Annotated in this window: 25 protein-coding genes and 3 tRNA genes; 6 read left to right on the top strand and 22 right to left on the bottom strand. The window is 65.9% G+C overall.

What is annotated here, in order from left to right; genetic code table 11:
- Positions 1–6 precede the first annotated feature (6 nt).
- Positions 7–207, top strand: coding sequence for a helix-turn-helix domain-containing protein (locus AC5O77_RS03025; protein ID WP_049441206.1), 201 nt, complete (start codon positions 7–9; stop codon positions 205–207).
- Positions 208–209: 2 nt separating this feature from the next.
- Positions 210–1,307 (top strand): tyrosine-type recombinase/integrase, encoded by a 1,098-nt coding sequence (locus AC5O77_RS03030; RefSeq protein ID WP_494506475.1) that lies wholly within the window; start codon positions 210–212, stop codon positions 1,305–1,307.
- Here AC5O77_RS03030 and AC5O77_RS03035 read toward each other — a convergent pair.
- The 10 genes from AC5O77_RS03035 to thrS form a co-directional block, all read right to left on the bottom strand.
- Positions 1,291–1,749 carry a hypothetical protein gene (locus tag AC5O77_RS03035; RefSeq protein WP_494506476.1) on the bottom strand — a complete coding sequence of 153 codons (459 nt, stop codon included), beginning with the start codon at positions 1,747–1,749 and terminating at the stop codon, positions 1,291–1,293. The genes AC5O77_RS03030 and AC5O77_RS03035 overlap by 17 nt on opposite strands.
- Positions 1,750–1,833: 84 nt before the next feature.
- Positions 1,834–1,910, bottom strand: a tRNA-Pro gene (locus AC5O77_RS03040).
- A gap of 68 nt (positions 1,911–1,978) precedes the next feature.
- Positions 1,979–2,335: a MerR family transcriptional regulator gene (locus tag AC5O77_RS03045; protein ID WP_005410431.1), complete on the bottom strand. Its 357-nt coding sequence runs from the start codon at positions 2,333–2,335 to the stop codon at positions 1,979–1,981.
- Positions 2,316–2,615, bottom strand: a complete 300-nt coding sequence (locus AC5O77_RS03050) for an integration host factor subunit alpha (protein WP_005410432.1) — start codon at positions 2,613–2,615, stop codon at positions 2,316–2,318. The genes AC5O77_RS03045 and AC5O77_RS03050 overlap by 20 nt, the downstream gene beginning before the upstream one ends.
- Before the next feature lie 27 nt (positions 2,616–2,642).
- The gene (pheT, locus tag AC5O77_RS03055; protein ID WP_478056981.1) at positions 2,643–5,024 is read right to left on the bottom strand and encodes a phenylalanine--tRNA ligase subunit beta; all 2,382 of its coding nucleotides are present in this window, start codon (positions 5,022–5,024) and stop codon (positions 2,643–2,645) included.
- Positions 5,025–5,109: 85 nt separating this feature from the next.
- The gene (locus AC5O77_RS03060; protein ID WP_005417865.1) at positions 5,110–6,105 is read right to left on the bottom strand and encodes a phenylalanine--tRNA ligase subunit alpha; all 996 of its coding nucleotides are present in this window, start codon (positions 6,103–6,105) and stop codon (positions 5,110–5,112) included.
- A gap of 193 nt (positions 6,106–6,298) precedes the next feature.
- On the bottom strand, positions 6,299–6,658 hold the full coding sequence (rplT, locus tag AC5O77_RS03065; protein WP_006380762.1) for a 50S ribosomal protein L20: 360 nt from the start codon (positions 6,656–6,658) through the stop codon (positions 6,299–6,301).
- 11 nt (positions 6,659–6,669) lie between these two features.
- Positions 6,670–6,867 carry a 50S ribosomal protein L35 gene (gene rpmI / locus AC5O77_RS03070; RefSeq protein WP_005410436.1) on the bottom strand — a complete coding sequence of 66 codons (198 nt, stop codon included), beginning with the start codon at positions 6,865–6,867 and terminating at the stop codon, positions 6,670–6,672.
- A gap of 266 nt (positions 6,868–7,133) precedes the next feature.
- Positions 7,134–7,676, bottom strand: coding sequence for a translation initiation factor IF-3 (infC, locus tag AC5O77_RS03075; RefSeq protein ID WP_005410437.1), 543 nt, complete (start codon positions 7,674–7,676; stop codon positions 7,134–7,136).
- A gap of 48 nt (positions 7,677–7,724) precedes the next feature.
- Positions 7,725–9,626 carry a threonine--tRNA ligase gene (thrS, locus tag AC5O77_RS03080; protein ID WP_180853729.1) on the bottom strand — a complete coding sequence of 634 codons (1,902 nt, stop codon included), beginning with the start codon at positions 9,624–9,626 and terminating at the stop codon, positions 7,725–7,727.
- Positions 9,627–10,055: 429 nt separating this feature from the next.
- On the opposite strand from thrS, the gene AC5O77_RS03085 reads away from it, so the two are divergent.
- The 3 genes from AC5O77_RS03085 to AC5O77_RS03095 are packed head-to-tail and all read left to right on the top strand — an operon-like array spanning position 10,056 to position 12,185.
- Positions 10,056–10,352, top strand: coding sequence for a hypothetical protein (locus AC5O77_RS03085; protein ID WP_317218280.1), 297 nt, complete (start codon positions 10,056–10,058; stop codon positions 10,350–10,352).
- Positions 10,352–10,615 carry a hypothetical protein gene (locus AC5O77_RS03090; RefSeq protein ID WP_478057017.1) on the top strand — a complete coding sequence of 88 codons (264 nt, stop codon included), beginning with the start codon at positions 10,352–10,354 and terminating at the stop codon, positions 10,613–10,615. Before AC5O77_RS03085 ends, AC5O77_RS03090 begins: the two co-directional genes overlap by 1 nt.
- Positions 10,616–10,625: 10 nt before the next feature.
- Entirely contained in the window at positions 10,626–12,185 is a 1,560-nt protein-coding gene (locus tag AC5O77_RS03095) for a PepSY-associated TM helix domain-containing protein (RefSeq protein ID WP_478056982.1), read from the top strand.
- Positions 12,186–12,314: 129 nt separating this feature from the next.
- Here the strand turns inward: AC5O77_RS03095 and AC5O77_RS03100 are convergent, their stop codons facing one another.
- Both AC5O77_RS03100 and AC5O77_RS03105 read right to left on the bottom strand, forming a co-directional pair.
- Positions 12,315–12,707: a VOC family protein gene (locus AC5O77_RS03100; RefSeq protein ID WP_478056983.1), complete on the bottom strand. Its 393-nt coding sequence runs from the start codon at positions 12,705–12,707 to the stop codon at positions 12,315–12,317.
- Between the two features lie 100 nt (positions 12,708–12,807).
- The gene (locus tag AC5O77_RS03105; RefSeq protein WP_478056984.1) at positions 12,808–13,998 is read right to left on the bottom strand and encodes a glycoside hydrolase family 18 protein; all 1,191 of its coding nucleotides are present in this window, start codon (positions 13,996–13,998) and stop codon (positions 12,808–12,810) included.
- Positions 13,999–14,220: 222 nt separating this feature from the next.
- Between AC5O77_RS03105 and AC5O77_RS03110 the strand changes: the two genes are divergently transcribed.
- Positions 14,221–15,207 (top strand): tetratricopeptide repeat protein, encoded by a 987-nt coding sequence (locus tag AC5O77_RS03110; RefSeq protein WP_235202879.1) that lies wholly within the window; start codon positions 14,221–14,223, stop codon positions 15,205–15,207.
- Positions 15,208–15,327: 120 nt separating this feature from the next.
- Here AC5O77_RS03110 and pnp read toward each other — a convergent pair whose 3' ends face one another.
- The 10 genes from pnp to nuoN form a co-directional block, all read right to left on the bottom strand.
- Positions 15,328–17,436, bottom strand: a complete 2,109-nt coding sequence (gene pnp, locus AC5O77_RS03115; protein WP_125427128.1) for a polyribonucleotide nucleotidyltransferase — start codon at positions 17,434–17,436, stop codon at positions 15,328–15,330.
- A 151-nt stretch (positions 17,437–17,587) separates the two neighbouring features.
- Positions 17,588–17,848, bottom strand: a complete 261-nt coding sequence (rpsO, locus tag AC5O77_RS03120) for a 30S ribosomal protein S15 (protein ID WP_005410445.1) — start codon at positions 17,846–17,848, stop codon at positions 17,588–17,590.
- A 173-nt stretch (positions 17,849–18,021) separates the two neighbouring features.
- Positions 18,022–18,930: a tRNA pseudouridine(55) synthase TruB gene (gene truB, locus AC5O77_RS03125; protein ID WP_478056985.1), complete on the bottom strand. Its 909-nt coding sequence runs from the start codon at positions 18,928–18,930 to the stop codon at positions 18,022–18,024.
- A 107-nt stretch (positions 18,931–19,037) separates the two neighbouring features.
- The gene (rbfA, locus tag AC5O77_RS03130) at positions 19,038–19,421 is read right to left on the bottom strand and encodes a 30S ribosome-binding factor RbfA (protein ID WP_005410447.1); all 384 of its coding nucleotides are present in this window, start codon (positions 19,419–19,421) and stop codon (positions 19,038–19,040) included.
- A 158-nt stretch (positions 19,422–19,579) separates the two neighbouring features.
- Positions 19,580–22,225: a translation initiation factor IF-2 gene (gene infB, locus AC5O77_RS03135; RefSeq protein WP_032128650.1), complete on the bottom strand. Its 2,646-nt coding sequence runs from the start codon at positions 22,223–22,225 to the stop codon at positions 19,580–19,582.
- Between the two features lie 92 nt (positions 22,226–22,317).
- Entirely contained in the window at positions 22,318–23,829 is a 1,512-nt protein-coding gene (gene nusA / locus AC5O77_RS03140; protein WP_005410449.1) for a transcription termination factor NusA, read from the bottom strand.
- Between the two features lie 4 nt (positions 23,830–23,833).
- Positions 23,834–24,424, bottom strand: coding sequence for a ribosome maturation factor RimP (gene rimP / locus AC5O77_RS03145; protein WP_032128649.1), 591 nt, complete (start codon positions 24,422–24,424; stop codon positions 23,834–23,836).
- A gap of 356 nt (positions 24,425–24,780) precedes the next feature.
- Positions 24,781–24,857 (bottom strand) — tRNA-Met (locus tag AC5O77_RS03150).
- A gap of 82 nt (positions 24,858–24,939) precedes the next feature.
- Positions 24,940–25,016 (bottom strand) — tRNA-Met (locus tag AC5O77_RS03155).
- Positions 25,017–25,143: 127 nt separating this feature from the next.
- Positions 25,144–26,604, bottom strand: coding sequence for an NADH-quinone oxidoreductase subunit NuoN (gene nuoN / locus AC5O77_RS03160; protein ID WP_032128648.1), 1,461 nt, complete (start codon positions 26,602–26,604; stop codon positions 25,144–25,146).
- Positions 26,605–26,618 lie beyond the last annotated feature (14 nt).

Genomic DNA, 26,618 nt, shown 5'->3' on the forward strand with positions numbered 1-26,618 from the left:
ACCAGCATGCAACTGATGACCCCCGAGCGGTGGCTGGCCCGCTACTTCGAAGAAGGCAGCCGCCCATCCATGCAGGTGCTGCAGCGGCTGCTGCGCGAGGGCAAGCTGCCCGGCCGCAAGGTCGGCGGCACCTGGTTCATCGACGAACACGAATGGCTCGCCGGCGGCGATGATCTTGTCGCGCGAGTATTGGGTGAGGCGGCCTGACGATGGCACCGAGGCAACGAAGCAAGAGCCGCCAGGGATGGCCGGCCAACCTGTACCCCAACCGGGATGGGTTCAAATACCGGCACCCGGTCACGAAGAAAGAAACGTGGATGGGCACCGACCAGGCCCGCGCGTTCGCCGCGGCCAAGAAGCTCAACGCGCTACTGATTCCCACCGACGACTTGGTGGCGCGGGTCATCACGCCCGGCGAGACGGTGGCTGATGCGATTGTGGTGTTCCGCCGCGATGACGTGCCCGGCAGGAAGTGGGCGCCGAAGACGGCCGAGGTCTACGAAAGCGTGATCCGCCGCATCGAGGCGGGCCTGGGATCGAAGCCGGTAGCCGACGTGTCGGTGAAGGTCTGCGCCACCTTCATCCGCGAAGTGACCGAATCCGACCGCGCGCGCCAGCAGTTCCGGCTGGTGCTGGGCTGGATCCTGGCCTGCGCCGTGGAGGAAGGTTGGATCGACACCAACCCTGCGCTGGCGACTCGCCGGTTCCAGCACGAGCGGAAGCGCGTGCGCCTGACCCTCGGCGTGTACCGGGCCATATGGGACCAGGCCGCACCGTGGTTGCGCAACGCCATGGACCTGTCGCTGGTGACGCTGCTGCGCCGCGAGGACGTGGTGACGGTGAAGTTCGCCGACGTGCGCGACGGCCACCTATGGGTGGTGCCGTCGAAAACCGAGGGCTCGACGAACGTTCGACTACAGATCGCCGTGGCCGGGCCGCTGCTCGACCTGCTGACGCGGTGCCGTGATGACGTGGTTTCGCCGTTCGTGATCCACCGGCTGCCGGAGAAGGCCAGGCCCAGCGACAAGCGCGCGAAGGACCGAGCTCACCACACGCAGGTGTTGCCCGAGCAGCTGTCGCGTGCGTTCGCGAAGGCGCGCGATGCTGCCAGCGTAGGCGGCGATGCGCCACCGACCTTCCATGAGATCCGCAGCCTGGGCGGTGCGCTCCTGCGCGATGCGGGCTGGACCACTGAGCAGATCCAAACCCTGATGGGGCACGGGAACGCGTCGATGACGGAGCATTACTTGGGCGGCCATGAGGCGCCATGGACTCCGGTGGATCTGGCGATCAACCCGGGTCGCTGACCTCCCTGCCGCGGGAATCGACCTCGTACTTGCGCACGACTACCGCGGGGGGAATGTCCCCTCCATCGGGTGCGGATAGCGAAACTTCCTGCTCGTCCGCCCATTCAACATCCTCGCCTTCCCAGGCCAGAATGCCGTGTTGTTCGAACAGAGCCTCATCTACGACGTACACCACACCCTGCTCACTGAAGTTCGAAGTAGCGAATCGGTGTGCTTCGGTAGCGTCCCGGGTAAAGGACACGACGCTGCCGCCGTACAGTCCAGATTCCAGCCGATGCGCACGTGCCGCGTTCTCGAACGTCTCGCCGAGGGTGATTGTGCCGTCGCACAGGAAACTTCCATCAGCAAGAACTGCGACTTTCGGCGCACTGCCATGCGGCTTTATCCGACCACCGTTACCGTCATCAATCGCCTTGGAAACGCCTCGAAATAGCAATGCCATAGGGTGTCCATAGGGTGGCAATAGGGTGTAGAACGAAAAAGGGCCCACACCGCGAAGTGTAAGCCCTTGTCCTATCTCAGCTTTTGGTCGGGACGGCCGGATTCGAACCGACGACCCTCTGCCCCCCAGGCAGATGCGCTACCAGGCTGCGCTACGCCCCGACTGATGCTGCGATGTGCCCGCCAGTGCGGCGGGCCGTGAAGTATAGCGGATTACGATGGAAATGGGATCAGCGGCGCAACAACTGCAGCACTTCTTCCAGCTCCATGCGCACCTGCTTGATGATCTGGTTGCTCAGCGCCGATTCCTCGCGGGCATCGGGACCGTCCAGACGCAGGCGTGCACCACCGATGGTGTAGCCCTGTTCGTACAGCAGGCTGCGGATCTGCCGCACCATCAGCACGTCGTGGCGCTGGTAGTAGCGGCGGTTGCCTCGGCGCTTGGCCGGCTCAAGGCTGGGAAACTCGGTTTCCCAGTAGCGCAGGACGTGCGGCTTGACGTCGCACAGCTCGCTGACCTCACCGATGGTGAAGTAGCGCTTGGCCGGGATCGGCGGTAGTTCGCGGTTACTGCCCGGATCCAGCATAAGCTTCCACCCTCTCCTTGAGCTTCTGGCCCGGACGGAAGGTGACCACCGTACGGGCGGAAATCGGAATTTCCTCGCCGGTCTTGGGGTTGCGACCCGGGCGCTGGTTCTTGCGCCGCAGATCGAAATTACCGAAGCCCGACAGCTTCACCTGACGTCCCTGTTCCAATGCTTCACGCAGCACATCGAAAAACGCGTCGACGAATTCCTTGGCTTCCCGCTTGTTCAGACCGACTTCGTCGAACAGCTTTTCCGCCATCTCCGCCTTGGTCAATGCCATTGCCTGCTACCCCCGAGTGCTGCCCGCTCAGCCGCGGATCCGGGCGTGATGTTCACGCTCGATGGCAGTGACCGCCTCGGCCACCACCGCATCCACGTCGCGGTCCGTCAGAGTGCGCGACTTGTCCTGCAAAATCAAGCCCATAGCGAGACTCTTGAATCCCGGCTCGACGCCCTGGCCGACGTAGCGGTCGAACAGGTTCAGGTCGCGCAGCAGCGGGCCAGCAGCCTGGCGGACGGTGGCCGCGAGATCGGCCCAGGCCACCTGTTCAGGCACCAGGAATGCCAGGTCGCGGCGCACTGCCGGGAAGCGCGACAGCTCGCCGGCACGCGGCAGGCGGCGGGCGGTCAGCGGCTCCAGGTCCAGTTCGAAGGCGTAGACGTCGGCTTCGATGTCCATTGCCTTGGCCAGACGCGGGTGGATCTGACCGATCCAGCCGATCGCCACGCCATCGCGGAACACCTCGGCCGAACGGGCCGGGTGGCCGTAGGGGCGGGCCGACGGGCGGAACTCCAGTACCGCACCACTGGCAGCCGCCAGCGACTCCAGGTCGCCCTTCAGGTCATGGAAATCGACCTTGCGGGCCGGCAGGCCCCACTGCAGTGCCTGTGCATCGCCACAGACCGCAGCGGCCACGCGCGGGGTTTCCAGCGGCGCCGGCCGGCCGTCGCCGGCCTGCTGGGCGAACACGCGGCCCAGTTCGAACAGGCGCACGCGGCCCAGCTGGCGGGCGGCGTTACGGCCCAACGTGGCGACCAGGCCTGGCAGCAGCGACGGGCGCATCACCGCCAGTTCGGCCGACAGCGGGTTGGCCAGCGGCACCAGGCCGTCGCGCAGCTGCCACTGGCTCAGCAGCGCATCGTCGACGAAAGCGAAATTGACGGTTTCCTGCTGGTCACGGGCGATCAGCTGTCGGCGCACGCTCAGTGCGTCCAGCTGGGTCTCGCTCGGCATCGCCACGCGCGAGGCGCCGCCCGGCAGCGTGGTCGGGATCTGCTCGTAACCGTGGATGCGCGCCAGCTCTTCGATCAGGTCTTCTTCGATGGCAATGTCGAAGCGGCGGCTCGGCGCCGTGACCTGCCAGCCGTCGGCGGTGGCAACCACGTCCATGCCCAGCGCGCGCAGGATGCGCTCCACTTCCGCATCGTCGATGGTGATGCCGAGCACGCGGGTGATGCGGGCGCGGCGCAGCACGATGGTTGCCGGCTGCGGCAGATCGGCCTCACGCACGGCCTCGGTGACCGGCGCCGGGGTACCGCCGGCTAGGTCCAGCACCAGGCGGGTGGCGTACTCGATGGCGGTACGCGGCAGTGCCGGGTCGACACCGCGCTCGAAGCGGTGGCCGGCATCGGTGTGCAGGCCCAGCTTGCGGCCACGGCCCATGATCGCGGCCGGCGCGAAGTGTGCGGCTTCCAGGAACACGGCGGTGGTCGCGTCGGTGACGCGGGTGTCGAAGCCGCCCATCAGGCCGGCCAGGCCGACCGTACGATCGGCGTCGGTCACGACCAGGAAGCTGTCGTCCAGCGCGGCGTCGCGGCCGTCCAGCAGCTTCAGGCTCTCGCCGGCACGCGAACGGCGCACGGCGATGCTGCCCTGCAGGGTGCCCAGGTCGTACGCGTGCATCGGCTGGCCGAGCTCGAGCATCACGTACTGGGTGATGTCGACCAGCAGCGAGACCGGGCGCACGCCGCTGCGGCGCAGGCGCTCGGCCATCCACAGCGGGGTCTCGGCGGCGGCGTTGACACCTTCGATGACGCGGCCCAGGTAACGCGGTGCTTCGGCGCCGGCGTCGAGCTGGATGGCCAGCTCACGGCTGCCGATGGCGGGAATCGTCTCGGCGGTGAAATCCAGCACGTCGCTGCGGGTGGCGGCGGCGACGTCGTAGGCGATGCCGCGCAGGCTGAAGCAGTCGGCGCGGTTCGGGGTCAGCTTGATCTCGATGCTGGCGTCCGGCAGGCCCAGGTACTCGACCAGAGCCTGGCCGACCGGTGCGTCATCCGGCAGCTCCAGCAGGCCGGAGGCATCGTTGTCCAGGCCCAGCTCCTTGGCCGAGCACAGCATGCCGTTGGACTCGACACCGCGCAGCTTGGCCGGCTTGATCTTCAGCTCGCCAATCTGCGCGCCGACCATCGCCAGCGGCGCAACCAGGCCCGGACGTGCGTTCGGTGCGCCGCACACGATCTGCAGCAGCTCGCCCTGCCCGGCATCGACCTTGCACACCTGCAGGCGGTCGGCTTCCGGATGGCGTACGGCGTCGACGATGCGCGCCACGACCACGTGCTCGAGGCCTTCGCCCAGCGCGGTCACGTCTTCCACTTCCAGGCCGATGGCGGTCAGCACCGCACTCAGTTCATCGCGCGAAGCGCGGGTCGGGACGTGGCTGCGCAGCCAGTTTTCGGAGAATTTCATGGTGTCACCCTGGTGGGCCCGGCGCATGCGCCTGGGCCTGCGAATTTAGAAGCAGTCGAGCAAGCTCGACTCTACGGACCGGCGCTTACGCGAACTGCTTGAGGAAGCGCACGTCGTTCTCGAAGAACGCGCGCAGATCGTTGACGCCGTAACGCAACATCGCAAAGCGCTCCACGCCCATGCCGAAGGCAAAGCCGGTGTAGCGCTCCGGATCGATGCCGACGTTTCGCAGCACGTTCGGATGGACCATGCCGCAGCCGAGCACTTCCAGCCAGCGGGTGCTGCCATCGGGCTGCTGCCAGGCGATGTCCACTTCCGCACCCGGTTCAACGAACGGGAAGTAGCTCGGGCGGAAGCGCATCTCGAAGTCGCGCTCGAAGAAGGCGCGCACGAACTCGGCCAGCGTGCCCTTCAGGTCGGCGAAGGTCGAATGCTCGTCCACCAGCAGGCCTTCCACCTGGTGGAACATCGGCGAATGGGTCTGGTCGCTGTCGCTGCGGTACACCTTGCCGGCGGCGATCATGCGCAGCGGCGGCGCGTGGTCGCCCATGTAGCGCACCTGCACACCGGAGGTATGCGTGCGCAGCAGGCGGCCGTCGCCGAAGTAGAAGGTGTCGTGCATGGCGCGCGCCGGGTGGTGCGGCGGGAAGTTCAGCGCCTCGAAGTTGTGCCAGTCATCCTCGATCTCCGGCCCTTCCGACAGCTCGTAGCCCAGCCGGCCGAAGATGCCGGTGATGCGCTCCAGGGTGCGGGTGATCGGATGCAGGCCGGCGCGGTCGCCATTGCGGCCCGGCAGGGTGATGTCGATGGCTTCGGCGGCCAGGCGCGCATCCAGTGCCGCGTCTTCCAGCAGCGCCTTGCGCTCGCCCAGCGCGCGGGTCAGCGCGTCGCGGGCCTGGTTGATCGCTTCACCGGCGGCCTTGCGCTCGTCGGCCGGCAGGGCGCCGAGCTGCTTGAGCTGCGAGGTGATGCTGCCACTCTTGCCAAGCAGGGCCACGCGCAGCTGTTCCAGCACGTCGGGGCTCTGTGCGGCGGCCACATCGGCCAGCGCCTGGGTGGTGAGGGATTGGATGTCGCTCATGGGGGGCCGGAACTCCAGTCGATCTGCCATCGCGATGCGCGAAGGGCCGACCCCTGTCGCCACCGCCGTCCCTGCGCTGCCGCTGTGGCCTCGCCGGGACCCAAAAAAGAATGGGGAAGGACTTGCGCCCTTCCCCATGCATTGCCTTGACCTGACACCGTTCCGAGTGAACGGTTACGGCATCGGGAAGGACTTATGCCGCCAGCGCGCCCTTGGCCTTTTCGGCCAGCGCGGTAAAGCCGGCTGCGTCGTGCACGGCGATGTCAGCCAGGACCTTGCGATCCAGGGTGATGCCGGCCTTCAGCAGACCGTTCATGAAGCGGCTGTAGCTCAGGCCGTTGATGCGGGCAGCCGCATTGATACGGGTGATCCACAGCGAACGGAAGTTGCGCTTCTTCTGCTTACGGCCGATGTAGGCGTACTGCTGTGCCTTGATGACCGCCTGCTTGGCGACGCGGAAGACCTTGCGACGGGCGTTGTAATAGCCCTTGGCGAGATCCAGAATCTTCTTGTGGCGGCGACGCGCCTGTACGCCACGCTTAACTCGTGCCATTTTTCAGTTCCTCAGAGGTAAGGGAGCATGCGGTCCAGACGGCCTGCGTCTTCTGCACGGACATGGCCCGTCTGACGCAGATTACGCTTACGCTTGGTCGCTTTCTTCGTGAGGATGTGGCTACGGTTGGCGTGGCCGCACTTGTACTTGCCCGAGGCGGTCTTGCGGAAACGCTTGGCCGCTGCCCGGTTGGTCTTGATCTTGGGCATTGCAATGTCCTTGATGGGATATGACCCTGGTTTCTGACTGATCTGGCGGCGGCCTGGGCCGCTCTTTCCGTCCTGCCATGATCGGCGTACGACCCGTCCTGGGTGGGTCGAGCCGGGCATGATACAGGCAAAACCGCCCTGCCACCAGCCCCTGCAACCCGTTTACCGGCACTGCACCGGCCTGCCGCAAAAGCAAAGGGACGCCGACGGCGTCCCTTTACCCTGAACCATTCAGCCAGGCGCCCCGAAAGGCGGCCCGTCAGGCCTCAGGTCTTCTTCTTCGGCGCGATCATCATGACCATCTGACGCCCTTCCAGGCGCGGGCGGGATTCAATGACGATGTCCTCGCCCAGATCGGTCTCGATCCGGTTGGCCATTTCGCGGCCCAGTTCCTGGTGGCTCATTTCACGGCCACGGAAACGGATGTTGACCTTGATCTTGTCACCATCCTCGAGGAACCCGCGCATCTTGCGCAGCTTGATCTGGTAGTCGCCCTCGTCCGTGACCGGACGGAACTTCACTTCCTTGATCTCGACCTGCTTGGTCTTCTTCTTGGCCTCGCTGGCCTTCTTCTGCGCTTCGAACTTGAACTTGCCGAAGTCCATGATCTTGCAGACCGGCGGATCGGCCTGCGGCTGGATTTCGACCAGGTCCAGGCCTTCATCTTCGGCCATGGACAGCGCTTCGTCGCGCGACAACACGCCGATCATTTCTCCGTCACTGCCGATCACGCGGACGCGCGGCACACGGATTTCCTGATTCTTGCGGTTCTGTTTGTTGTCAGGGGTGCTGATATTACGTTCTCCCAAGGGTATCGAACCGGTCCGGGTGCCTGTGCCCCCGGACCGGACCTTTGCTTACGCGCCCTCGGCCTGGAGCCGCTCGATGAAGGCCTGCAGGCTCATGCTGCCCAGGTCTTCGCCAGAACGCGTACGCACCGCCACAGCCCCATTTTCCTTCTCGCGGTCACCAATGACCAGCAGGTAGGGCACGCGCTGCAACGTATGCTCGCGGATTTTATAGCCGATCTTCTCGTTACGCAAATCCGAGCTGACGCGGAAGCCTTGCTCCGCAAGGGTTTTGGTCACGCCCGAGACGTAGTCGGCCTGGGCGTCGGTGATGTTGGCCACCACCACCTGGGTCGGCGCCAGCCAGGTCGGGAACTGGCCGGCATGGTGCTCGATCAGGATGCCCAGGAAGCGCTCCATCGAGCCCACGATGGCGCGGTGCAGCATGACCGGATGCTTCTTCTGGCTGTTCTCGTCCACGTACTCGGCGCCCAGGCGGCCCGGCATCATGAAGTCGACCTGCATCGTGCCCAGCTGCCAGGTACGGCCGATCGCGTCCTTCAGGTGGTACTCGATCTTCGGGCCGTAGAAGGCGCCCTCGCCCGGCAGCTCCTGCCACTCCACCCCATTGCTGGACAGTGCCGAGCGCAGCGCGCCCTCGGCCTTGTCCCAGGTGGCGTCGTCACCCAGGCGCGATTCCGGGCGCAGCGCGATCTTGACCTGGATCTCATCGAAGCCGAAGTGCTGGTAGACCGCCAGCGCCTGCTGGTGGAACGCGGTCACTTCCGCCTCGACCTGGTTTTCCGTGCAGAACACGTGGCCGTCGTCCTGGGTGAAACCACGCACGCGCAGGATGCCGTGCAGCGCGCCGGACGGCTCGTTGCGATGGCAGGCACCGAACTCACCATAGCGGATCGGCAGGTCGCGGTAGCTGTGCAGGCCCTGGTTGAACACCTGCACGTGGCCCGGGCAGTTCATCGGCTTGAGCGCGTAGGTGCGCTTCTCCGATTCGGTGAAGAACATCGCGTCCTGGTAGTTGTCCCAGTGGCCGGATTTCTGCCACAGGCTCACGTCCAGGATCTGCGGGCAGCGCACTTCGCCGTAGCCGGTCTTGCGGTACACCTTGCGCATGTACTGCTCGACCACCTGCCACAGCGCCCAGCCCTTCGGGTGCCAGAACACCAGGCCCGGCGCTTCTTCCTGCAGGTGGAACAGGTCCTGCTGCTTGCCGATGCGGCGGTGGTCGCGCATCTCGGCTTCTTCGATGCGCTTGATGTACGCCTCGAGCTGCTTCTTGTCGGCCCAGGCGGTGCCGTAGATGCGCTGCAGCTGCTCGTTCTGCGCGTCACCGCGCCAGTAGGCACCGGAGATGCGGGTCAGCTTGAAGGCCTTCAGGAAGCGCGTGTTCGGCACGTGCGGGCCGCGGCACATGTCCACGTATTCCTGGTGGTAATACATGCCCATCGCCTGGATGTCGTCGGACATGTCCTCGATCAGGCGCAGCTTGTAGTCCTCGCCACGGGCCTTGAAGATCTCGATCACTTCGGCGCGCGGCGTCACCTTCTTGATGACGTCGTAGTCCTGGGCGATCAGTTCACCCATGCGCTTCTCGATCGCGGCCATGTCGTCCGGGGTGAACGGGCGCTCGGAGTAGATGTCGTAGTAGAAGCCCTCGGCGATCACTGGGCCGATCACCATCTTCACGTCCGGGTACAGCTGCTTGACGGCGTGGCCGACCAGGTGGGCGCAGGAGTGGCGGATGATCTCCACGCCCTCCTCGTCCTTGGCGGTGATGATGCGCAGGCTGGCATCGTGGTCGATGACGTCGCTGGCATCGACCAGCACGCCATCCACGGCACCGGCGATGGTGGCCTTGGCCAGGCCGGCGCCGATCGACTGGGCGACCTCCATGACGCTGACGGGGTTTTCGAATTCGCGGCGGCTGCCGTCGGGAAGAGTAATGTTGATCATCGCAGTGGCTTCGTGCGGGGCCCGCGGGGCGGGCTGGAAAGCGTTCCCGGGGCGGCGCCCGGGCAATAAAAAAGCGCCGCGAGGGCGCCTGGAACACAGGGCCTTCGGGGGCAGGTCAACAGTGGGCGGTGGTAGTGCTCATGTCGCACGCTCGGCCGGCGCTGGGCGCGGGCCACCTTGTTCCAGTCAGGGTTCTACGCTGATCTTAAACCAGCGCAGGGGAAAGCCCAAGGCCTACCGTACGGTCCGCTGAATGGGTCTCGCTGGCGGCGTGAAATTGCAATGATTACCATGTCGGCGCAGGCCGCCCTGTGCCAGCCTGCCCGCTTTCCCCCAGGACCCCGTGATGCGCCACCCGCTCCGACCGGCTCCCGCCGGCCCCGCCCGTGCCCCGCGTTCGCCAGCCTGCAGCCGCGCAGGTCGCGCGCAATGATCACCGTCGGCCTTTCCACGCTCGGCTTCTGCAGCCTGGGCATTCTGGCGGCGATGTTCTCGGCGCTGGCCTTCTATGCCGCCTCGCCGCACTGCCGCTGGCCGCGCCTGCGCCGTGCCGGCCGCCTCGGGCGGCAGATCGGCCTGGTCGCCGCCGCTGCCGCGCTGTGGCTGTGGATGGCCGAGCTCGGTTTTGCCGCCGGCCTGGTGGCGATGCTGTGCACCTGGATGCTGGCGGCGATGCTGCTGCCGGCACTGGCCGCCTGGCATCGCCCCGGCACGGAGTCGCCGTGATGTGGCCGCGCGCCTTCGCCGGCATCGTGGCCGGCTTCCTCCTGGCCGCCGCCGTCACCGGCCTGCTGGCGTGGCTGCCGCCCGGCCCGTGGCAACGGGCGCTGGTGCCGACCCTCATCGCCTTCATCCCGCTGTGGATGCTGGCCGCCCTGTGGGCGTTCAGTTTCCGCAGCGCGCTGCGCGCCTGGCTGGTGCTGGCCGGCAGCGCCGCCGCCGGCTTTGCCGTGCTCGGGCTGCTGCGCCTGACCGGCTCGGTGCAATGAGACCTTTCCCATGAAGTTCAGTTCGCAGACGCTGCGCACGTTCACCACCCTGCACACCTGGGTCGGCCTGGTTGCCGGCTTCGGCCTGTTCGTGGCCTTCTACGCGGGTGCGCTGACCCTGTTCCACCACGACCTGCCGCTGTGGCAGACGCCCGGTGCAGCCACCGCACTCCCCGCCGACCTGGACGACGCGCAGTACCTGCTGGAAGACGTGCTTGCCGCGCATCCGGAAGCGCGCCGCCACGTCGGCATGACCTTCCCCGGCACCGAACACCCGCAGCCACTGGCCTACTGGCAGGCCGATGACGGCAGCTGGCGCTACGCCTGGCCGGGACAGATCGCCGGCAGCACCACGCCGCCACAGACCGGGCTGGCCGAACTGGTCAACGAGCTGCATTACAGCCTCGGCCTGCCGGTGGCCGGCATCTACGTGATGGGCATCGTCAGCCTGCTGTATGGCATGGCCCTGCTCAGCGGCCTGGTGATCCACCTGCCGAAGCTGTTCGGCGATCTGTTCGCGCTGCGCCCGGGCCGCAACCTGAAGCAGCTGTGGCAGGACGCGCACAACGTGATCGGCGTGCTCAGCCTGCCCTTCCATCTGATGTTCGCGGTGACCGGTGCCCTGCTCTGCCTGGTGTTCGTGCAGATGGCCCTGCTCAACCCGTTGATCTACGACGGCAAGGCCCTGCAGGCGGTGCCGACCGCAATGGACACCGCGCCCGTGCGCGACGCCAGCGGCATCCCGGCACCGCCTGGCAGCCTGCGCCTGCTGCATGCACGCGCGCTTGAAGTGGCCCGCGCACAGGGCGTGGCCAATTTCGAACCGGCCTACCTGAAGCTGGCCAACGCCGGCGATGCCAACGCCACCATCGAGATCACCGGCGAATCCACCGGAACGCTCGGCCCGCTCGGCGCGGTGGCACTGGACGTGGCCACCGGCAACGTCCTGGCCTCGCAGCTGCCCGGCCAGCGCGACGCCAACCACGCCACGCTAAGCGCGGCCTATGCCCTGCACTTCGGCGAGTTCGGCAACGGTGTGGTGGTCTGGCTGTACTTCCTGCTCGGCCTTGGCGGTGCCTTCCTGTTCTACTCCGGCAACCTGTTGTGGATCGAATCGCGGCGCAAGCGTCGCCAGCCACAGCAACCGCGTGCCGGGGTGAACATGGCACGGGCCACGGTCGGCGTCTGCATCGGGCTGTGCGTTGCGATTTCGGTGGCGTTCGTCACCGCACTGGTGCTGGAGCGGCTGGCACCGTCCGCGGTCGACCACGGCATCCGCTGGGCCTGCTTCGGCAGCTGGGCGGCCTGTGCGCTGTGGGCCGCGCTGCGACGCCCGGCGCAGGCGGCACGCGAACTGCTGTGGGCGGCGGCGATCAGTACCGCACTGGTGCCGATCCTGCATGGCGCGCTCAATGGTGACTGGCTGTGGCGTGCTGCCTCGCGTGGCCACTGGCCGCTGTTCTGGGTCGATGCCATCGCGCTGGCCATGGCCTTCGGCTTCGCCCGCCTGGCTGTGGCCAGCCAACGCCGCGCCCGCAACGGCGACCCCAACAGCGTCTGGGCCAACTGAGCCGTCGCCGGGCATGGCCCGGCGCTACCGACCGTTACGCGCAACGCCCCCTGTAGCGTCGAGCATGCTCGACAGCTGTTGATTTCGCGCCAAGCTCCGTCGAGCAAGCTCGACGCTACCCAAGCAGGATCATGCCTCGCCGGGGTAACGACTCACTTCGATCAGGTTGCCATCCGGGTCGCGGAAGTACACCGATTCGATCAGCCCCAGCGCGCCAGTACGTGCCACCGGCCCCTCCTCCACTGCAACGGACTGCGCCTGCAGGTGGGCCAGCACATCGGTCGTCGCCGTGCGCGTGACCAGGCACAGATCGGCGCTGCCCGGCATGGGCCGCAGCGCATGCGGTTGCAGCGGGGCGCTGGCCGGATGCAGGTTGATCTTCTGCTGGCCGAACTGCAGCGCGGTACGACCGGCGCCGAAGCGCACGACCTGCATGCCGAGCACGCGCTGGTAGAAATCACAGCTGCGGTCGATGTCGGCGACGGTGAGGACCAGGTGGTCCAGGCGTTCGAGATGGATCATGCCCGCAGCGTAGCGCTGCGGACGTGGCGGTAGTGTGCGGTGTCGGGCCGATGACATTGCGGCATTGCGCCAGGCATGACCCGGCGCAGCCAGGCGAGGTTCAATCGCCGATGCGTGCCTTCTGCCAGGGACCCAGCATGGCGTTGAGCAGGCTCGCCTGTTCGTCGTCGCCGGTCAGCTCCCACATGAAGACGCCGGCCAGGCCCTGCTCACGGGCGAACTGCGCACGCAGGCCGATCGAGCGCGGGTCTTCATAGCTGATGAAAACCTTCTGCTCGGCGTTGTACAGCCACGGGCTCTGCGCCTGTGGCTGCCAGTGCTTCGTCCAGCCCGGCTGGTCGAGATAACGCGCCTTGATCACCCGCCAATCGCCGGCATCGGCCGGTGCACTGTAGGACTGGTACAGCCCATCCGGCGCATCGCCGGTGACCTTGAAGCCGCGCCCGTAGAACGGCATACCCAGCACCAGCTTGTGGGCTGGCACCCCGCGCTCGCGGTAGTACTGCACCGCGCCGGCAACGTTGTTCCAGCGCCGCAGTTCCGGCGCCAGCGGATCGGTCGGCACTTCATGCAGGGGCGCATTGAACGTCGACACCGCCGAGAAGCCGGTGCCCATGTCGTAGCTCATCAGGTTGATGAAATCGAACACCTTGGCCAGCGCCGGCAGGTCATAGCTTGCGGCTGGATCGTAGGGGCCATCGGTCTGCAGGCGACCGGCGGCCAGTGCGGCGGTCAACAGCATCGGCTGCCCCGCCTTGCGGCCATGCGCATCAAGGGCCACGCGGAACGCCTGCGCGAGCCGGGTCAGATTGGCGCGGTCCTGCGGGCGGTGTGCCAGCTCCTTCGGTCCGCCACTGACCGGGAACTCCCAGTCGATGTCCACGCCATCGAAACTGCCAGCATGACGATCGAAGAACAGCGCCATGCATGAGTCGACCAGGCGCTTGCGGCGGCCCTCGGTCAGCGCTGCATCGGAGAATCCACCTGCGCCCCAGCCACCGATCGAAATCAACGTGCGCAGATGCGGGTGCGCCTTCTTCAGCTCGGCCAGCGCCGCGAAATTCTTCGGCGCTTCCGCACCGATCGTGCAGCGCCCGTCCTCGATGGTGGAGAACGCGTAGAACAGGTGGGTGAGGCGCTCGGCCGGAATGCTCGACACCGGGTAGCGCTCGGCCGAACCACCAGGGTAGTAGGCACCGAAGATCGGCGGCTGCGCGGGTGCCGCATGCACGGCTATGGGCAAGGCACCGGCAATCAGCACGGCAAGGGCAGCCACGGTCTGGCGGAACATGGGATCTCCCGGTTCGAAGGCGCAGCCACGTTAGCAAACGGATGGGGCTGTGGGACGGTTGTCGTGGCATGTCGTCCAGTGGACAAGTGCATCCCGCCGGATGACGACAACGCGCCAGTCATGCAACGACCCTCATGCACTGCAGCAGGACACACGCCGACGCTGCGTTCGCGGGCTCGCGCATCGGCTAAGGTAGCCGCGGACCTTCAACCGCGCATGGACATGAGCACCGACCACGACAATCTCGACGACGGCGACCTGCTGGACGACGAAACCCTCGACGAATGCCAGGCCCTGGAGGCACGCGCCTACGGCGCCTTCCGCGAAGGCGACCTGCAACAGGCGGTGGCGCTGTTCGGCGAGCTGATCGCACTCGCCCCCGAAGTGCCGTACCTGCATTACATGCGCGGATTGGCGCACAAGTATCTGCGCGACTGGGCTGCCTCACTGCAGGACAACCTGCAATCGGAGCAGCTGCGTGGGGAATTCGATGTCGCCACTGCCTGGAATGCCGGCATCGCCGCCACCGGCATGGCGGACTGGGCCGAAGCACGACGCCAGTGGACCCGCTGTGGCATCACCCTGCCCGAAGGCGAGGGCCCGATCGAGGGCCACTTCGGCGTGGCCTGCGTGCGCCTGGCGCCATGGTCCGACGCCGAGGTGGTGTACATGAGCCGCATTGATCCGGTGCGTGCACGCATCGACAACGTACCGCTGCCCGAAAGCGGCTTCCGCTTCGGCGACATCGTGCTGCACGACGGCGCCTCGACCGGCCGCCGTACGTACAGCGAACACGAGGTGCCGGTGTTCAATGCAATGCAGCGCCTGCAGGCATCGGACATGGCGACCTTCACCGTGTTCGTGCAGTGCGATTCGGCCGATGACATCGCTGCGCTGGAGGCAATCACCCTGCCCGGCATCGGCATGGTCGAGGACTGGACGGCTACCGTGCGCCGGCTGTGCCGCCGCTGCAGCTACGGCACGCCGCACCAGCATGGTGACGAGGCGCCAGATGAAGACCAATGGAGACGCGAACGTGACCTCGGCGTGGCCGCACAGGGCCGGGCTGCGGTGGAAAAGCTCATGGCGGTGTGGGTCGCTGCAGCCCCCGGCCGGGTGCTGGAGGCCATCGAACAGCGCGAGCACCCGATGAGCGACCCGGAGCCAGGCCAGGTCTGGTGGCTGGGTGAGGACGAAGAAGACGCGTAAGTGCAAGGACCAACGGTCCTCATCCACAGGATTCCAGGCAAAGAAAAAGCGGGCCGAAGCCCGCTTTTTCATTTCAGCGATTCCAGGAGCGTGTCAACCAAGGTTGACACCCACCGCCGATTATTCGGCGCTGGCGGCTTCGCCTTCTTCAACGGCCTTCATCGACAGGCGGATACGGCCCTGCTTGTCGACTTCCAGCACCTTGACCTTGACCACATCGCCTTCCTTCAGCACGTCGCCGACCTTCTCGACGCGATCGCTGGAGATCTGCGACACGTGGACCAGACCGTCCTTGCCCGGCAGGATCGTGACGAACGCACCGAAGTCCATGATCTTGGCGACCTTGCCTTCGTAGATGCGGCCCGGCTCGACGTCCGAGGTGATCTGCTCGATGCGGGCCTTGGCGGCCTGGGCAGCGATGGCGTTGACCGAAGCGATGACGATGGTGCCGTCGTCCTGGATGTCGATCTGGGTGCCGGTTTCCTTGGTGATGGCCTGGATGGTCGAGCCACCCTTGCCGATCACTTCGCGGATCTTGTCCGGGTGGATCTTGATGGTCAGCAGGCGCGGCGCGTAGTCCGACAGCTCTTCACGCGGAGCGGTCAGGCCGTGGGCCATTTCGCCCAGGATGTGCAGACGGCCAGCCTTGGCCTGCTGCAGAGCCTGCTTCATGATCTCTTCGGTGATGCCTTCGATCTTGATGTCCATCTGCAGGGCGGAGATGCCCTCAGCGGTACCGGCCACCTTGAAGTCCATGTCGCCCAGGTGATCTTCGTCACCCAGGATGTCGGACAGGACGACGAAACGCTCGCCTTCCTTGACCAGACCCATGGCGATACCGGCAACCGGCGCCTTCACCGGCACGCCGGCGTCCATCAGGGCCAGCGACGAACCGCAGACCGATGCCATCGACGAGGAACCGTTCGACTCGGTGATTTCCGAGACGACGCGGATGGTGTACGGGAAGGCTTCCAGCGACGGCATGACAGCCAGCACGCCGCGCTTGGCCAGGCGACCGTGGCCGATTTCGCGGCGCTTCGGGCCCATCATGCGGCCGCACTCACCCACCGAGAACGGAGGGAAGTTGTAGTGGAACAGGAAGTTTTCCTTGTACTCACCGGCAACGGCATCGATGACCTGGCCATCACGGGCGGTGCCCAGGGTGATGGTCACGATGGCCTGGGTTTCGCCGCGGGTGAACAGCGAGGAACCGTGGGTACGCGGCAGCACGCCGGTCTTCACGGCGATCGGGCGGACGGTGTCCAGCGCACGGCCGTCGATACGGACCTTGGTGTCCAGCACCGAGTCACGCATGGTGCGGTATTCCAGCTCGCCGAATTCCTTCGACAGCTCGGCCGGGTTCCAGCCTTCAGCGGCCACGCGGCCAGCCAGGGTTTCGACCACGTCCTTCTTGATCGCCGAAATGGCGTCGCGGCGCTGCAGCTTGTCGCGCACCTGGAAGGCTTCGCCCAGGCGCGGGCCGATGGCTTCCTTCAGGGCGGAGATCAGCGCGTCGTTCTTGGCCGGAGCTTCCCAGGTCGACGGCTTGGTGCCGGCTTCGACGGTCAGCTCGTTGATCGCGTTGATGACCTTCTGCATTTCGCGGTGACCGAAGGTCACGGCGCCCAGCATCACTTCTTCGGACAGCAGCGCGGCTTCGGATTCGACCATCAGCACAGCGTTGGAGGTACCGGCGACGACCAGTTCCAGCTGCGAGTCAGCCAGTTCGCTGACGGTCGGGTTCAGGATGTACTCGCCGTTCTTGTAACCGACCTTGGCAGCGCCGATCGGACCCATGAACGGGGTGCCGGCCAGGGCCAGTGCAGCCGAGGCGCCGATCAGGGCCGGGATGTCGCCGTCCACGTCCGGGTTCAACGACATGACCGTGGCGATGATCTGCACTTCGTTCTTGTAGTCTTCCGGGAACAGCGGACGGATCGGACGGTCGATCAGACGCGAGATCAGGGTTTCCTTCTCGGTCGCACGGCCCTCACGCTTGAAGAAACCACCCGGGATACGGCCGCCGGCGTAGAACTTTTCCTGATAATCGACGGTCAGCGGGAAGAAGTCCTGGCCTTCGCGCGCGCTCTTGGCGGCGACGGCGGTGACCAGCAGTACGGTGTCGTCCATCTTGACGATGACGGCACCGCTGGCCTGACGGGCGACTTCGCCGGTCTCGAGCGTGACGGTGTGCTTGCCGTACTGGAAGGTTTTGGTGATTTTTGCCACGGAGGGTGTCCTTGGGGATGCTGTCTGCGAATTTGGACCGTCGGCGACCCTTGCCGCCAGCGGGTGGCCGGATCGTTCCGGCCTGAATCGGGGATTGCGGTGCTACAAAACAAAACCGCGGCGCATCGCTGCGCCGCGGGGGATTCGTTGCTTAGCGACGCAGGCCAAGCTTCTCGATCAGGGCCTTGTAACGCTCGACGTCCTTCTTCTTCAGGTAGTCGAGCAGGCTGCGACGGCGGTTGACCATCTGCAGCAGGCCGCGGCGGCTGTGGTGGTCCTTCTTGTGGGTCTTGAAGTGGCCGGTCAGCAGTTCGATGCGGGCGGTCAGCAGTGCAACCTGGACTTCCGGGGAGCCGGTGTCAGCCGAGCTGCGCTTGTTGTCTTCAATGACCTTCTGGGTGTCGATCGACATTTCTTTTTTCTCTGTGATGCGTGGCCGGCAGGAACGCGCTTCGCGCACCGCCAGGCTCGCCGTGGACTACGAGGATGAAACCTGCGCGAGGCAGGCTGCCGGAAAACGGCCGCGAAATTGTAACGGTCGGGGGCTTCCGGGACAAGGACCGGGGCTGAACCGCCCGGCCCAGGTCAGAGGTTGAAACGACGCTGCGGGGCCAGCAGGCCACTGTCATCGACCTGGCCCAGGCCCTGGACAGCATCGTCCGGGCCAAACACGGCCACCAGGCCATGCGGCCAGGACAGGTCGCGCTGGCGCTGGCCGACGCAGAAGCGGTGGGCCTGGTCGGCATCGAGGTCGACCCGCGGGTATTCAGCCAAGCCGGCCGCCAGCGGCAGCAGCAGTGCGTCCATGCCGGCCTCGTCGCCCGCCTCGACCATCGCCCGCAGTTGATCCAGCGTGACCATGGCAGGCTCGCGGAACGGCTCGACCCACAGCCGGCGCAGCGCGCTGATGTGGGCGCCGCAGCCCAGCGCCTCGCCCAGGTCGCGGGCCAGGCTGCGGATATAGGTGCCGGAACCACAGGTCACGCGCAGCCGCAGCCGTTCCGGCTGCTGCTCCAGTACCTCGATGGCATGCACCTGCACCTCACGTTCCGGCGCTTCGATGACGTCACCGCGGCGGGCCTTCACATACAGCGGCTCCCCACCCTGCTTCAGCGCCGAATAGATCGGGGCACGCTGGCGGATGCTGCCGGTCAGCGGCACCAGCGCCGCCTGCAGGGCCTCGGCACTGATCGCCGGCACCGCGCGCTGCAGCAACACCTGGCCTTCGGAGTCATCGGTGTCGGTGGTCTGGCCCAGCATGATCTCGGCGTCGTAGGCCTTGGCCGAGCCGAGCAACAGTCCGGCAATCTTGGTCGCCTCGCCGAAGCACAGCGGCAGCAGGCCGGTGGCCAGCGGATCGAGGCTGCCGGTATGGCCACCCTTTTCGGCACGGAACAGGCGACGGGCCACCTGCAGGGCGGCGTTGGAGCTCATGCCGGTCGACTTGTCGAGCAGCAGGATGCCATCCAGGCGGCGGAACTGAATTCGGGTCATGACAGGATTTTGTAGAGTCGAGCCATGCTCGACTGCTGCAGCGCGGTCTGCATCAGACATCGCGCAGCCGGAATGCAACAACGCCGGGCATGCCCGGCGTCGCGCGGTTATTCTTCGTCGCTCTCGCGACGCTTCTCAGCGGCCAACGTATCAGGCAGATCGCGCAGGATGTTGTCGATGTGCTCACCACGGTCGACCGAGTCGTCGTAGTGGAAATGCAGCTCCGGCACGTGGCGCAGCTTCATCGCACGGGCCAGGTCCATGCGCAGGCGGTAGCCCAGCTCCTTCAGGCCGGCCACGGCTTCAGCCGAACGTTCCGGCATCAGCGCGGTGACAAATACCTTGGCATGGGCCATGTCGCGGGTGATTTCCACGTCGGACACGCTCACCGAGGGCAACCCGTGCTCGCGCACGGCGTTGTGCACCAGGGTGCCGAGTTCACGGCGCAGCTGGGCGGAGACACGGTCGGTTCGATGGAAAGTCTTGGGCACGAGGAGCTCTTGGTTCAGTTGTCGCCCGACCAACGGTCGGGCACTACTCTTGATTCAATGGTCGCCCGACCAACGGTCGGGCGCTACTACATGGTACCCGACCGTTGGTCGGGTTCTACATCATGGTAGGGCCCGACCGTTGGTCGGGCCACACCACATTACAGGGTGCGCGGCACTTCGATACGCTCGAAGCACTCGATCTGGTCACCCGGCTTGACGTCGTTGTAGGCCTTCACCGCGATACCGCATTCGGTACCGTTGCGGACTTCCTCGACGTTCTCCTTGAAGCGACGCAGCGATTCCAGCTCGCCCTCGAAGATCACCACGCTGTCGCGCAGCACGCGGATCGGCTTGTTGCGCTTGACCACGCCCTCGATGACCATCGAGCCGGCCACCGCGCCCAGCTTGGAGCTGCGGAAGACGTCGCGGACCTCGGCGATACCGATGATCTCTTCGCGGATCTCCACGCCCAGCAGACCGGAAGCCACCTGCTTCACCTGATCGATCACGTCATAGATGATCGAGAAGTAACGCAGATCGACGCCGTTGGATTCGATGATGCGACGGGCCGAAGCATCCGCACGCACGTTGAAGCCGATGACGGTGGCCTTCGAAGCGGCGGCCGAGTTGGCGTCCGATTCGGTGATGCCGCCCACGCCGGAGTGGATCACGTTGATGCGGATGTCTTCGTTGGACAGCGCGACCAGTGCCTGGCTCAGGGCCTGCACCGAACCCTGCACGTCGGCCTTGATGACCAGGTTGAGGACCTGCTGGCCCTCGCCCTTGCCCAGGGTCGCCATGATGTCTTCCATGCGGCTGCCGGCGGTGGCGACCAGGCGCGATTCACGGCGCTTGGTCTCACGCTGCTGGGCAACGTCCTTGGCCAGGCGCTCGTCCTCGACGACCACGAAGTCATCACCCGCTTCCGGCACGCCGGACAGGCCCAGGACCTGCACCGGGATGGACGGGCCGGCGAACTCCGGCTGCTTGCCGGTTTCGTCGAACAGCGCACGCACGCGGCCGTACTGGATGCCGCACACCAGGTAGTCGCCCTTCTTCAGGCGGCCCTGCTGCACCAGCACGGTGGCGACCGGGCCACGGCCCTTGTCCAGCGACGATTCGATCACCACGCCCGAAGCGCGGCCTTCGTCGACGGCCTTCAGTTCCAGCAGTTCGGCCTGGATCGAGATGGCGTCCAGCAGGTCGTCGATGCCCAGGCCGGTCTTGGCCGAGATCTCCACCATCTGGGTGTCACCACCGAAGTCTTCGGCCACGACCTGCTCGGACAGCAGTTCGTTCTTGACCCGCATCGGGTCGGCGTCGGACTTGTCGATCTTGTTGATCGCCACGATCAGCGGCACACCCGCCGAACGGGCGTGCTGGATCGCTTCCTTGGTCTGCGGCATGACGCCGTCATCGGCGGCCACGACCAGCACCACGATGTCGGTCAGCTTGGCGCCGCGCGCACGCATCGAGGTGAATGCCGCGTGGCCCGGGGTATCCAGGAAGCTGATCACGCCCTTCGGCGTATCCACGTGGTAGGCACCGATGTGCTGGGTGATGCCGCCGGCTTCGCCGGTGGCGACCTTGGTGCGGCGGATGTAATCCAGCAGCGAGGTCTTGCCGTGGTCGACGTGGCCCATGATGGTGACCACCGGCGGACGCTGGGTGGCTTCGCCCTGGTTTTCACCGGTCGAGGCCAGCAGTGCGTCTTCGGCGTCGTTGTCGTTGGCACGGATCGCCTTGTGGCCGAGTTCTTCGGTCACCAGCGCGGCGGTGTCATGGTCGATGGACTGGGTGATGGTGGCCATCACGCCCATCTTGAACAGCGCCTTGACCACCTCACCGCCCTTCAGCGCGAGCTTCTGCGCCAGGTCGGCCACGGTGATCGTGTCGCCGATCGCCACTTCACGCACCACCGGCGCGGTCGGACGCTCGAAGGCGTGCGGACCTGCATTGTTGCCACCGCGCGACATGTCGCGACGGCCACCGGCCTGGTTACGCCCGCCCGGACGACCACGGGTGTTGCTGTTGTTGCTGTTGCCACGACGCGCGCGGTCGGCAGCCGACAGGTGCATCTGGCCGGCGAAACGGTCGCCCGGGCCACGCTCGTTGCGCGGCGCGCTGCGGTTGTTGCGGTCGTCGTTGCGCGGCGGCGGCGGAGCGCTGCGCGGCGCAGCCGGAGCGGCGGCCGGAGCACGCGGCGGGCGCGGCGCGGTTTCATCGATCGGAGCGCGCTTGGGCTTGCTGGCAGCCAGCGCCTCGGCAGCCTTGGCGGCGGCCGCAGCTTCCTCGGCGGCCTTCTTCTCGGCCTCTGCGCGTTCCTTGGCCGCAACCTCTTCCTCACGGGCACGGACGATGGCTTCGTCGCGCAGACGATCCTTCTCGGCCAGGGCCTGCTGTTCGGCAAGGTTGCGCGCACGCGACTCTTCCAGCTTGCGCAGGATGTCGGCGCGCTCTTCGTCCGGGGTCATGGCGCGAGCACCATCCTTGACGTAGGTACGCTTCTGGCGCACCTCGACATTCACGGTCGTCTTGCTGCGACCGGAACTGACCGTCACTTCCTGCTGTTTCCGGCGGTTGAGCGTGATCTTCTTTGCAGACTGATCAGTTTCTTCCGGGGCCTGCTCGGGCTTGCCGTGCGAACGACGAAGGAAGCCCAGGAGCTTCACCTTCTCGGTGCTGGTCACGACCTGGTCGGGACCGCTGAACTTCATGCCGGCACCGGCCAGCTGTTCCAGCAGTTTTTCGACCGGCGTGTTGACCAGTTCGGCAAGCTTGCGGATGGTGGTTTGCTGCGACATTCGGATCCTATGATCTTGTGGGCGCCCCCCCGCATCTGGAGGTGGCGCGGATTCTACGCCCTGAGCGGCTCAGGGCCCTGTTCATTGCCGGCTCATTCGCCGCGTTCCAGTCGGGCGATCTCCTCGGCACGTGCGGCCAGGATCAGCGCAGCGGCGCGCGCCTGATCCAGCCCTTCGATGCCGAAGTCCATGACCTCGTCGGCGGCCAGGTCGGACAGATCCTCACTGGTACGCACGCCGTGGCCGGCCAGCGCATACGCGGTGGCTTCGTCCATGCCCTTCAGGGACAGCAGGTCCTGCGCCGGCTGGCCGTCTTCAAGGCCTTCCTCGACTGCCAGGGCCTCATTGAGCAGCGCATCGCGGGCACGAGCGCGCAGCTCTTCGACGATGTCTTCGTCGAAACCTTCCACGGCCAGCAGTTCGCCGACCGGGACATATGCGATTTCCTCGACGGTGCCGAAGCCTTCGCTGACCAGGATGCCGGCGATTTCCTCGTCCACTTCCAGCTTGTCCATGAACAGCTGGCGGGCCGAAGCCTGCTCGGCCTCCGACTTGGCGGTGACCTGGTCCTGGGTCATCACGTTGAGCTGCCAGCCGGTCAGGCGGCTGGCCAGGCGCACGTTCTGGCCGCCCTTGCCGATCGCCTGGGCCAGGCGGTCTTCCGCGACAGCCAGGTCCATCGAGTGCTTGTCTTCATCGACGATGATCGACTGCACTTCGGCCGGCGCCATCGCGTTGATGACGAAGTTGGCCGGGTTGTCGTTCCACAGCACGATGTCCACGCGCTCGCCATTGAGCTCGTTGGACACGGCCTGCACGCGCGAACCGCGCATGCCGATGCAGGCACCGATCGGATCGGTGCGCTGGTCGTGGGCGAGCACGGCGATCTTGGCGCGGTCGCCCGGATCGCGGGCGCAGGCCTTGATTTCCACCAGGCCCTGGCCGACTTCCGGCACTTCCAGCTTGAACAGCTCGATCATGAATTCCGGGGCGGCGCGGCTGATGAACAGCTGCGGGCCACGCGGTTCCGAACGGACTTCGGCCAGGTAGCCGCGCACGCGGTCACCGGCGCGCAGCACGTCGCGCGGAATGCCCTTGTCCTTCGGGATGAAGCCTTCGGCGTTGCCACCGAGGTCGACATAGATGTTGCCGCGCTCGGCGCGCTTGACCACACCGGTGATCAGCTCACCCACGCGATCCTTCCATGCATCCACGACCTGCTGGCGCTCGGCTTCGCGCACGCGCTGGACGATGACCTGCTTGGCGGCCTGGGCGGCAATGCGGCCGAAGTCCGGGTTCTCGATCTGCTCTTCGATGTAGTCGCCGACGTCCACGCCTTCGGCTTCATCGACGGCGTCCATCAGGCGGATCTGGCGGTCCGGCGATTCCATGACCACGTCATCGGCCACCACTTCCCAGCGACGGAAGGTTTCGTAGCTGCCATCCTTGTGGTCGATGACCACGCGGGTCAGCACTTCCTCGTCGGGATAGCGCTTCTTCGCTGCCGAGGCCAGGGCGGCCTCGATGGCATCGAAGATCACTTCACGCGGCACGCCCTTCTCGTTGGCGACCGCGTCGACTACCAGCAACAGTTCCTTGCTCATTGGCTCACTCCGCGCGCGGCTTCTTTGCCGCCGGCTCGTTGGAAGAAGAATTCGTGTTCGGCTTCGGACGCTTCGGTGCCGGACCGGTCGGCTTGCTCGGGGCCAGCCCCAGCGCCACCCAGTCGGGCATGATCCGTGCCTTGTCGATGTTGTCGGCCGACACGACCACTTCGGCCTTGTCGACGATGAAGGTGATGGCACCTGCGGTCTCGTCGATGGCTTCGATGCGGCCCTGCAGGCGGCGACGGTTGTCCTGCGGCAGCTTCAGCGTGACCTTGGCCATTTCGCCGAGGTGACGGCCGAACTGCTCCAGGTTGAACAGCGGACGATCGACGCCCGGCGAAGACACTTCCAGCGTGTAGTTGCCGCTGATCGGGTCTTCGACGTCCATCTGTGCCGACACTTCGCGGCTGACCCGCTCGCAGTCGTCGACATTGATGATGCGCTCGGGCTGTTCAGCCAGCGGCACGTCGATGTAAAGGCGCAGGGTCGCACCGCCGGGGGCCGGCAGATACTCAACGCCCAGCAGCTCCAGGCCCAGCGACACAACGGTCGGGGCGAGCAGATTCGCGATGTCGGTTGCCTTGTCGCTCACAGCCTGCCTTGATCTCTTGGTTGGGTGCCGGCCTTGGCCGGCATGGAAACATGACGCCCCGGAAACGACAAAGGGCCCGCTGGGCCCCTTTTCCGGAAAGACTCCGGTGACTGGATTCCGGTTGCAACCTGCAGTGCCTGCCGGTTGCGGCCCTCCTTCCGGGTCCGGACTCCCGCTGGGAGGCCGCCTTCAGGGGTATTGCTAGGCCGCTGATGATAGCGACTGCACCGCGCTGGTGCAAGGCTTGGACCCGCCTGAAACCGGCCGCTTCGCTCGCCGGGCATGCCCCGGCGGATCAACCAGAGCCGCAAAGAAAAACGCCTTCGAAGCAGGACTTCGAAGGCGATCTCTTTACTTGGTAGCGGGGGCAGGATTTGAACCTGCGACCTTCGGGTTATGAGCCCGACGAGCTGCCAGACTGCTCCACCCCGCATCAGAAGCGGAATTATGAGTGAATGCTTCAAAACATGCAAGCCTTCCCTCATTCATCAAATCGGTTGGCGCCGATATGAAGTTGGTAGCGGGGGCAGGATTTGAACCTGCGACCTTCGGGTTATGAGCCCGACGAGCTGCCAGACTGCTCCACCCCGCACCGGAAGTGTTTGAACTGCTGCCCTGCTCTTTCGAGGAGGGCTACCGCAACGATGTTCTGGCTGAACCGCTGCAGTGACAACTCAGGCTGCGCATATTACACGAATCGCGCAGCTTTGTGTCAACTTTTATGCAAGATGCGCAAATGCCTGCTGGCACCAGACCATGATCGGGTTCCATGCCAGGCCCAGCGCCAGCAGCGCCAGCGCGTTCACGCCCAGGACCAGGCCCAGCACGCGGTCGTTGCTGCGCGGCATGGCCTCGCCCACCGGCTCATCGAAGTACATGACCTTGATGACGCGCAGGTAGTAGAAGCAGCCGACCACGGCACACAGCACGCCGAGGATGGCCAGCCACAGCAGGCCACCGTTGACGGCCGCGCCCAGCACCGCCAGCTTGGTCCAGAAGCCCAGGAACGGCGGGATGCCGGCCAGCGACGCCATGATGCACAGCACCAGGCCGGCCATCCACGGGTTGCGGGCATTGAGGCCCTTGAAGTCTTCGATGTTCTCGGCTTCGAAGCCGGCACGCGACAGCGCGATGATCGCGCCGAAGGCGGCGGTCGACATGATGGCGTAGGCCAGTGCGTAGAACAATGCGGCGGCATAGCCCTGCGAGCCGCCACCGGCAATGCCCATCAGCAGGAAGCCGATGTGCGAGACGGTGGAGAACGCCAGCATGCGCTTGAGGTTGCTCTGCGCGATGGCCATCAGGTTGCCGATGACCAGCGAGACCGCCGCCAGGCCGGCGATCAGCAGCTGCAGTTCGGTCGACAGCGGGCCCACGCCCATTTCCAGCAGGCGGTAGGCCATGCCGAAGGCGGCCAGCTTCGGCGCCGAGCTGATGAACAGCGCGATCGGTGCCGGGGCGCCCTGGTACACGTCCGGCAGCCACATGTGGAACGGCGCGGCACCCAGCTTGAAGGCGACGCCGGCGATCATGAAGACCGCACCGGTGATCAGCAGCACGCGCTCTTCCGAGTGCGGGATGGCCTCGCGGATGACGTCCAGGTGGAGGCTGCCGGTGGCGCCGTAGATCAGCGACATGCCGTACAGCAGCAGGCCAGAAGCCAGCGAACCCAGCACGATGTACTTCATCGCCGCTTCCGAGGCCAGGCCGTTCTCACGGTTGCTGGCAACCAGCGCGTAGGAGCACAGCGCCAGCAGTTCCAGGCCCAGGTAGACCATCAGCAGGCTGCCCGCCGAGACCAGTATCATCATGCCGGCGGTGCCGAACAGGATCAGCACCGGGATCTCGCCCTGGAACAGGTTGCGGTCGCGCAGGTAGCGCCAGCCGTAGACCAGGGTCAGGCCGCTGAGCAGCACGATCCCGGTCTTCATCACGTCCGCGGCGGTATCACGCACGAACATGCCATGGAAGACCTCCCCCTGCCCGCCCACGCCGGTGGCCAGCATGAACAGCACCACGGCCAGCGCAGCGAGCGAGAACAGGTGGGTGACGATCTTGTTCCGGTTGCTGACGAACAGGTCGAGGATCATCAGGGCGAAGGCGCTGCCGATCAGCACCAACTCGGGAGCGAGCGGTGGCAGGTCAGCGGCGGTCAATGGCAGCAGCGGCGAGGTGGTCATCATCAAATCCTGGA

The organism is Stenotrophomonas sp. INTA L402-1, assembly GCF_059295135.1.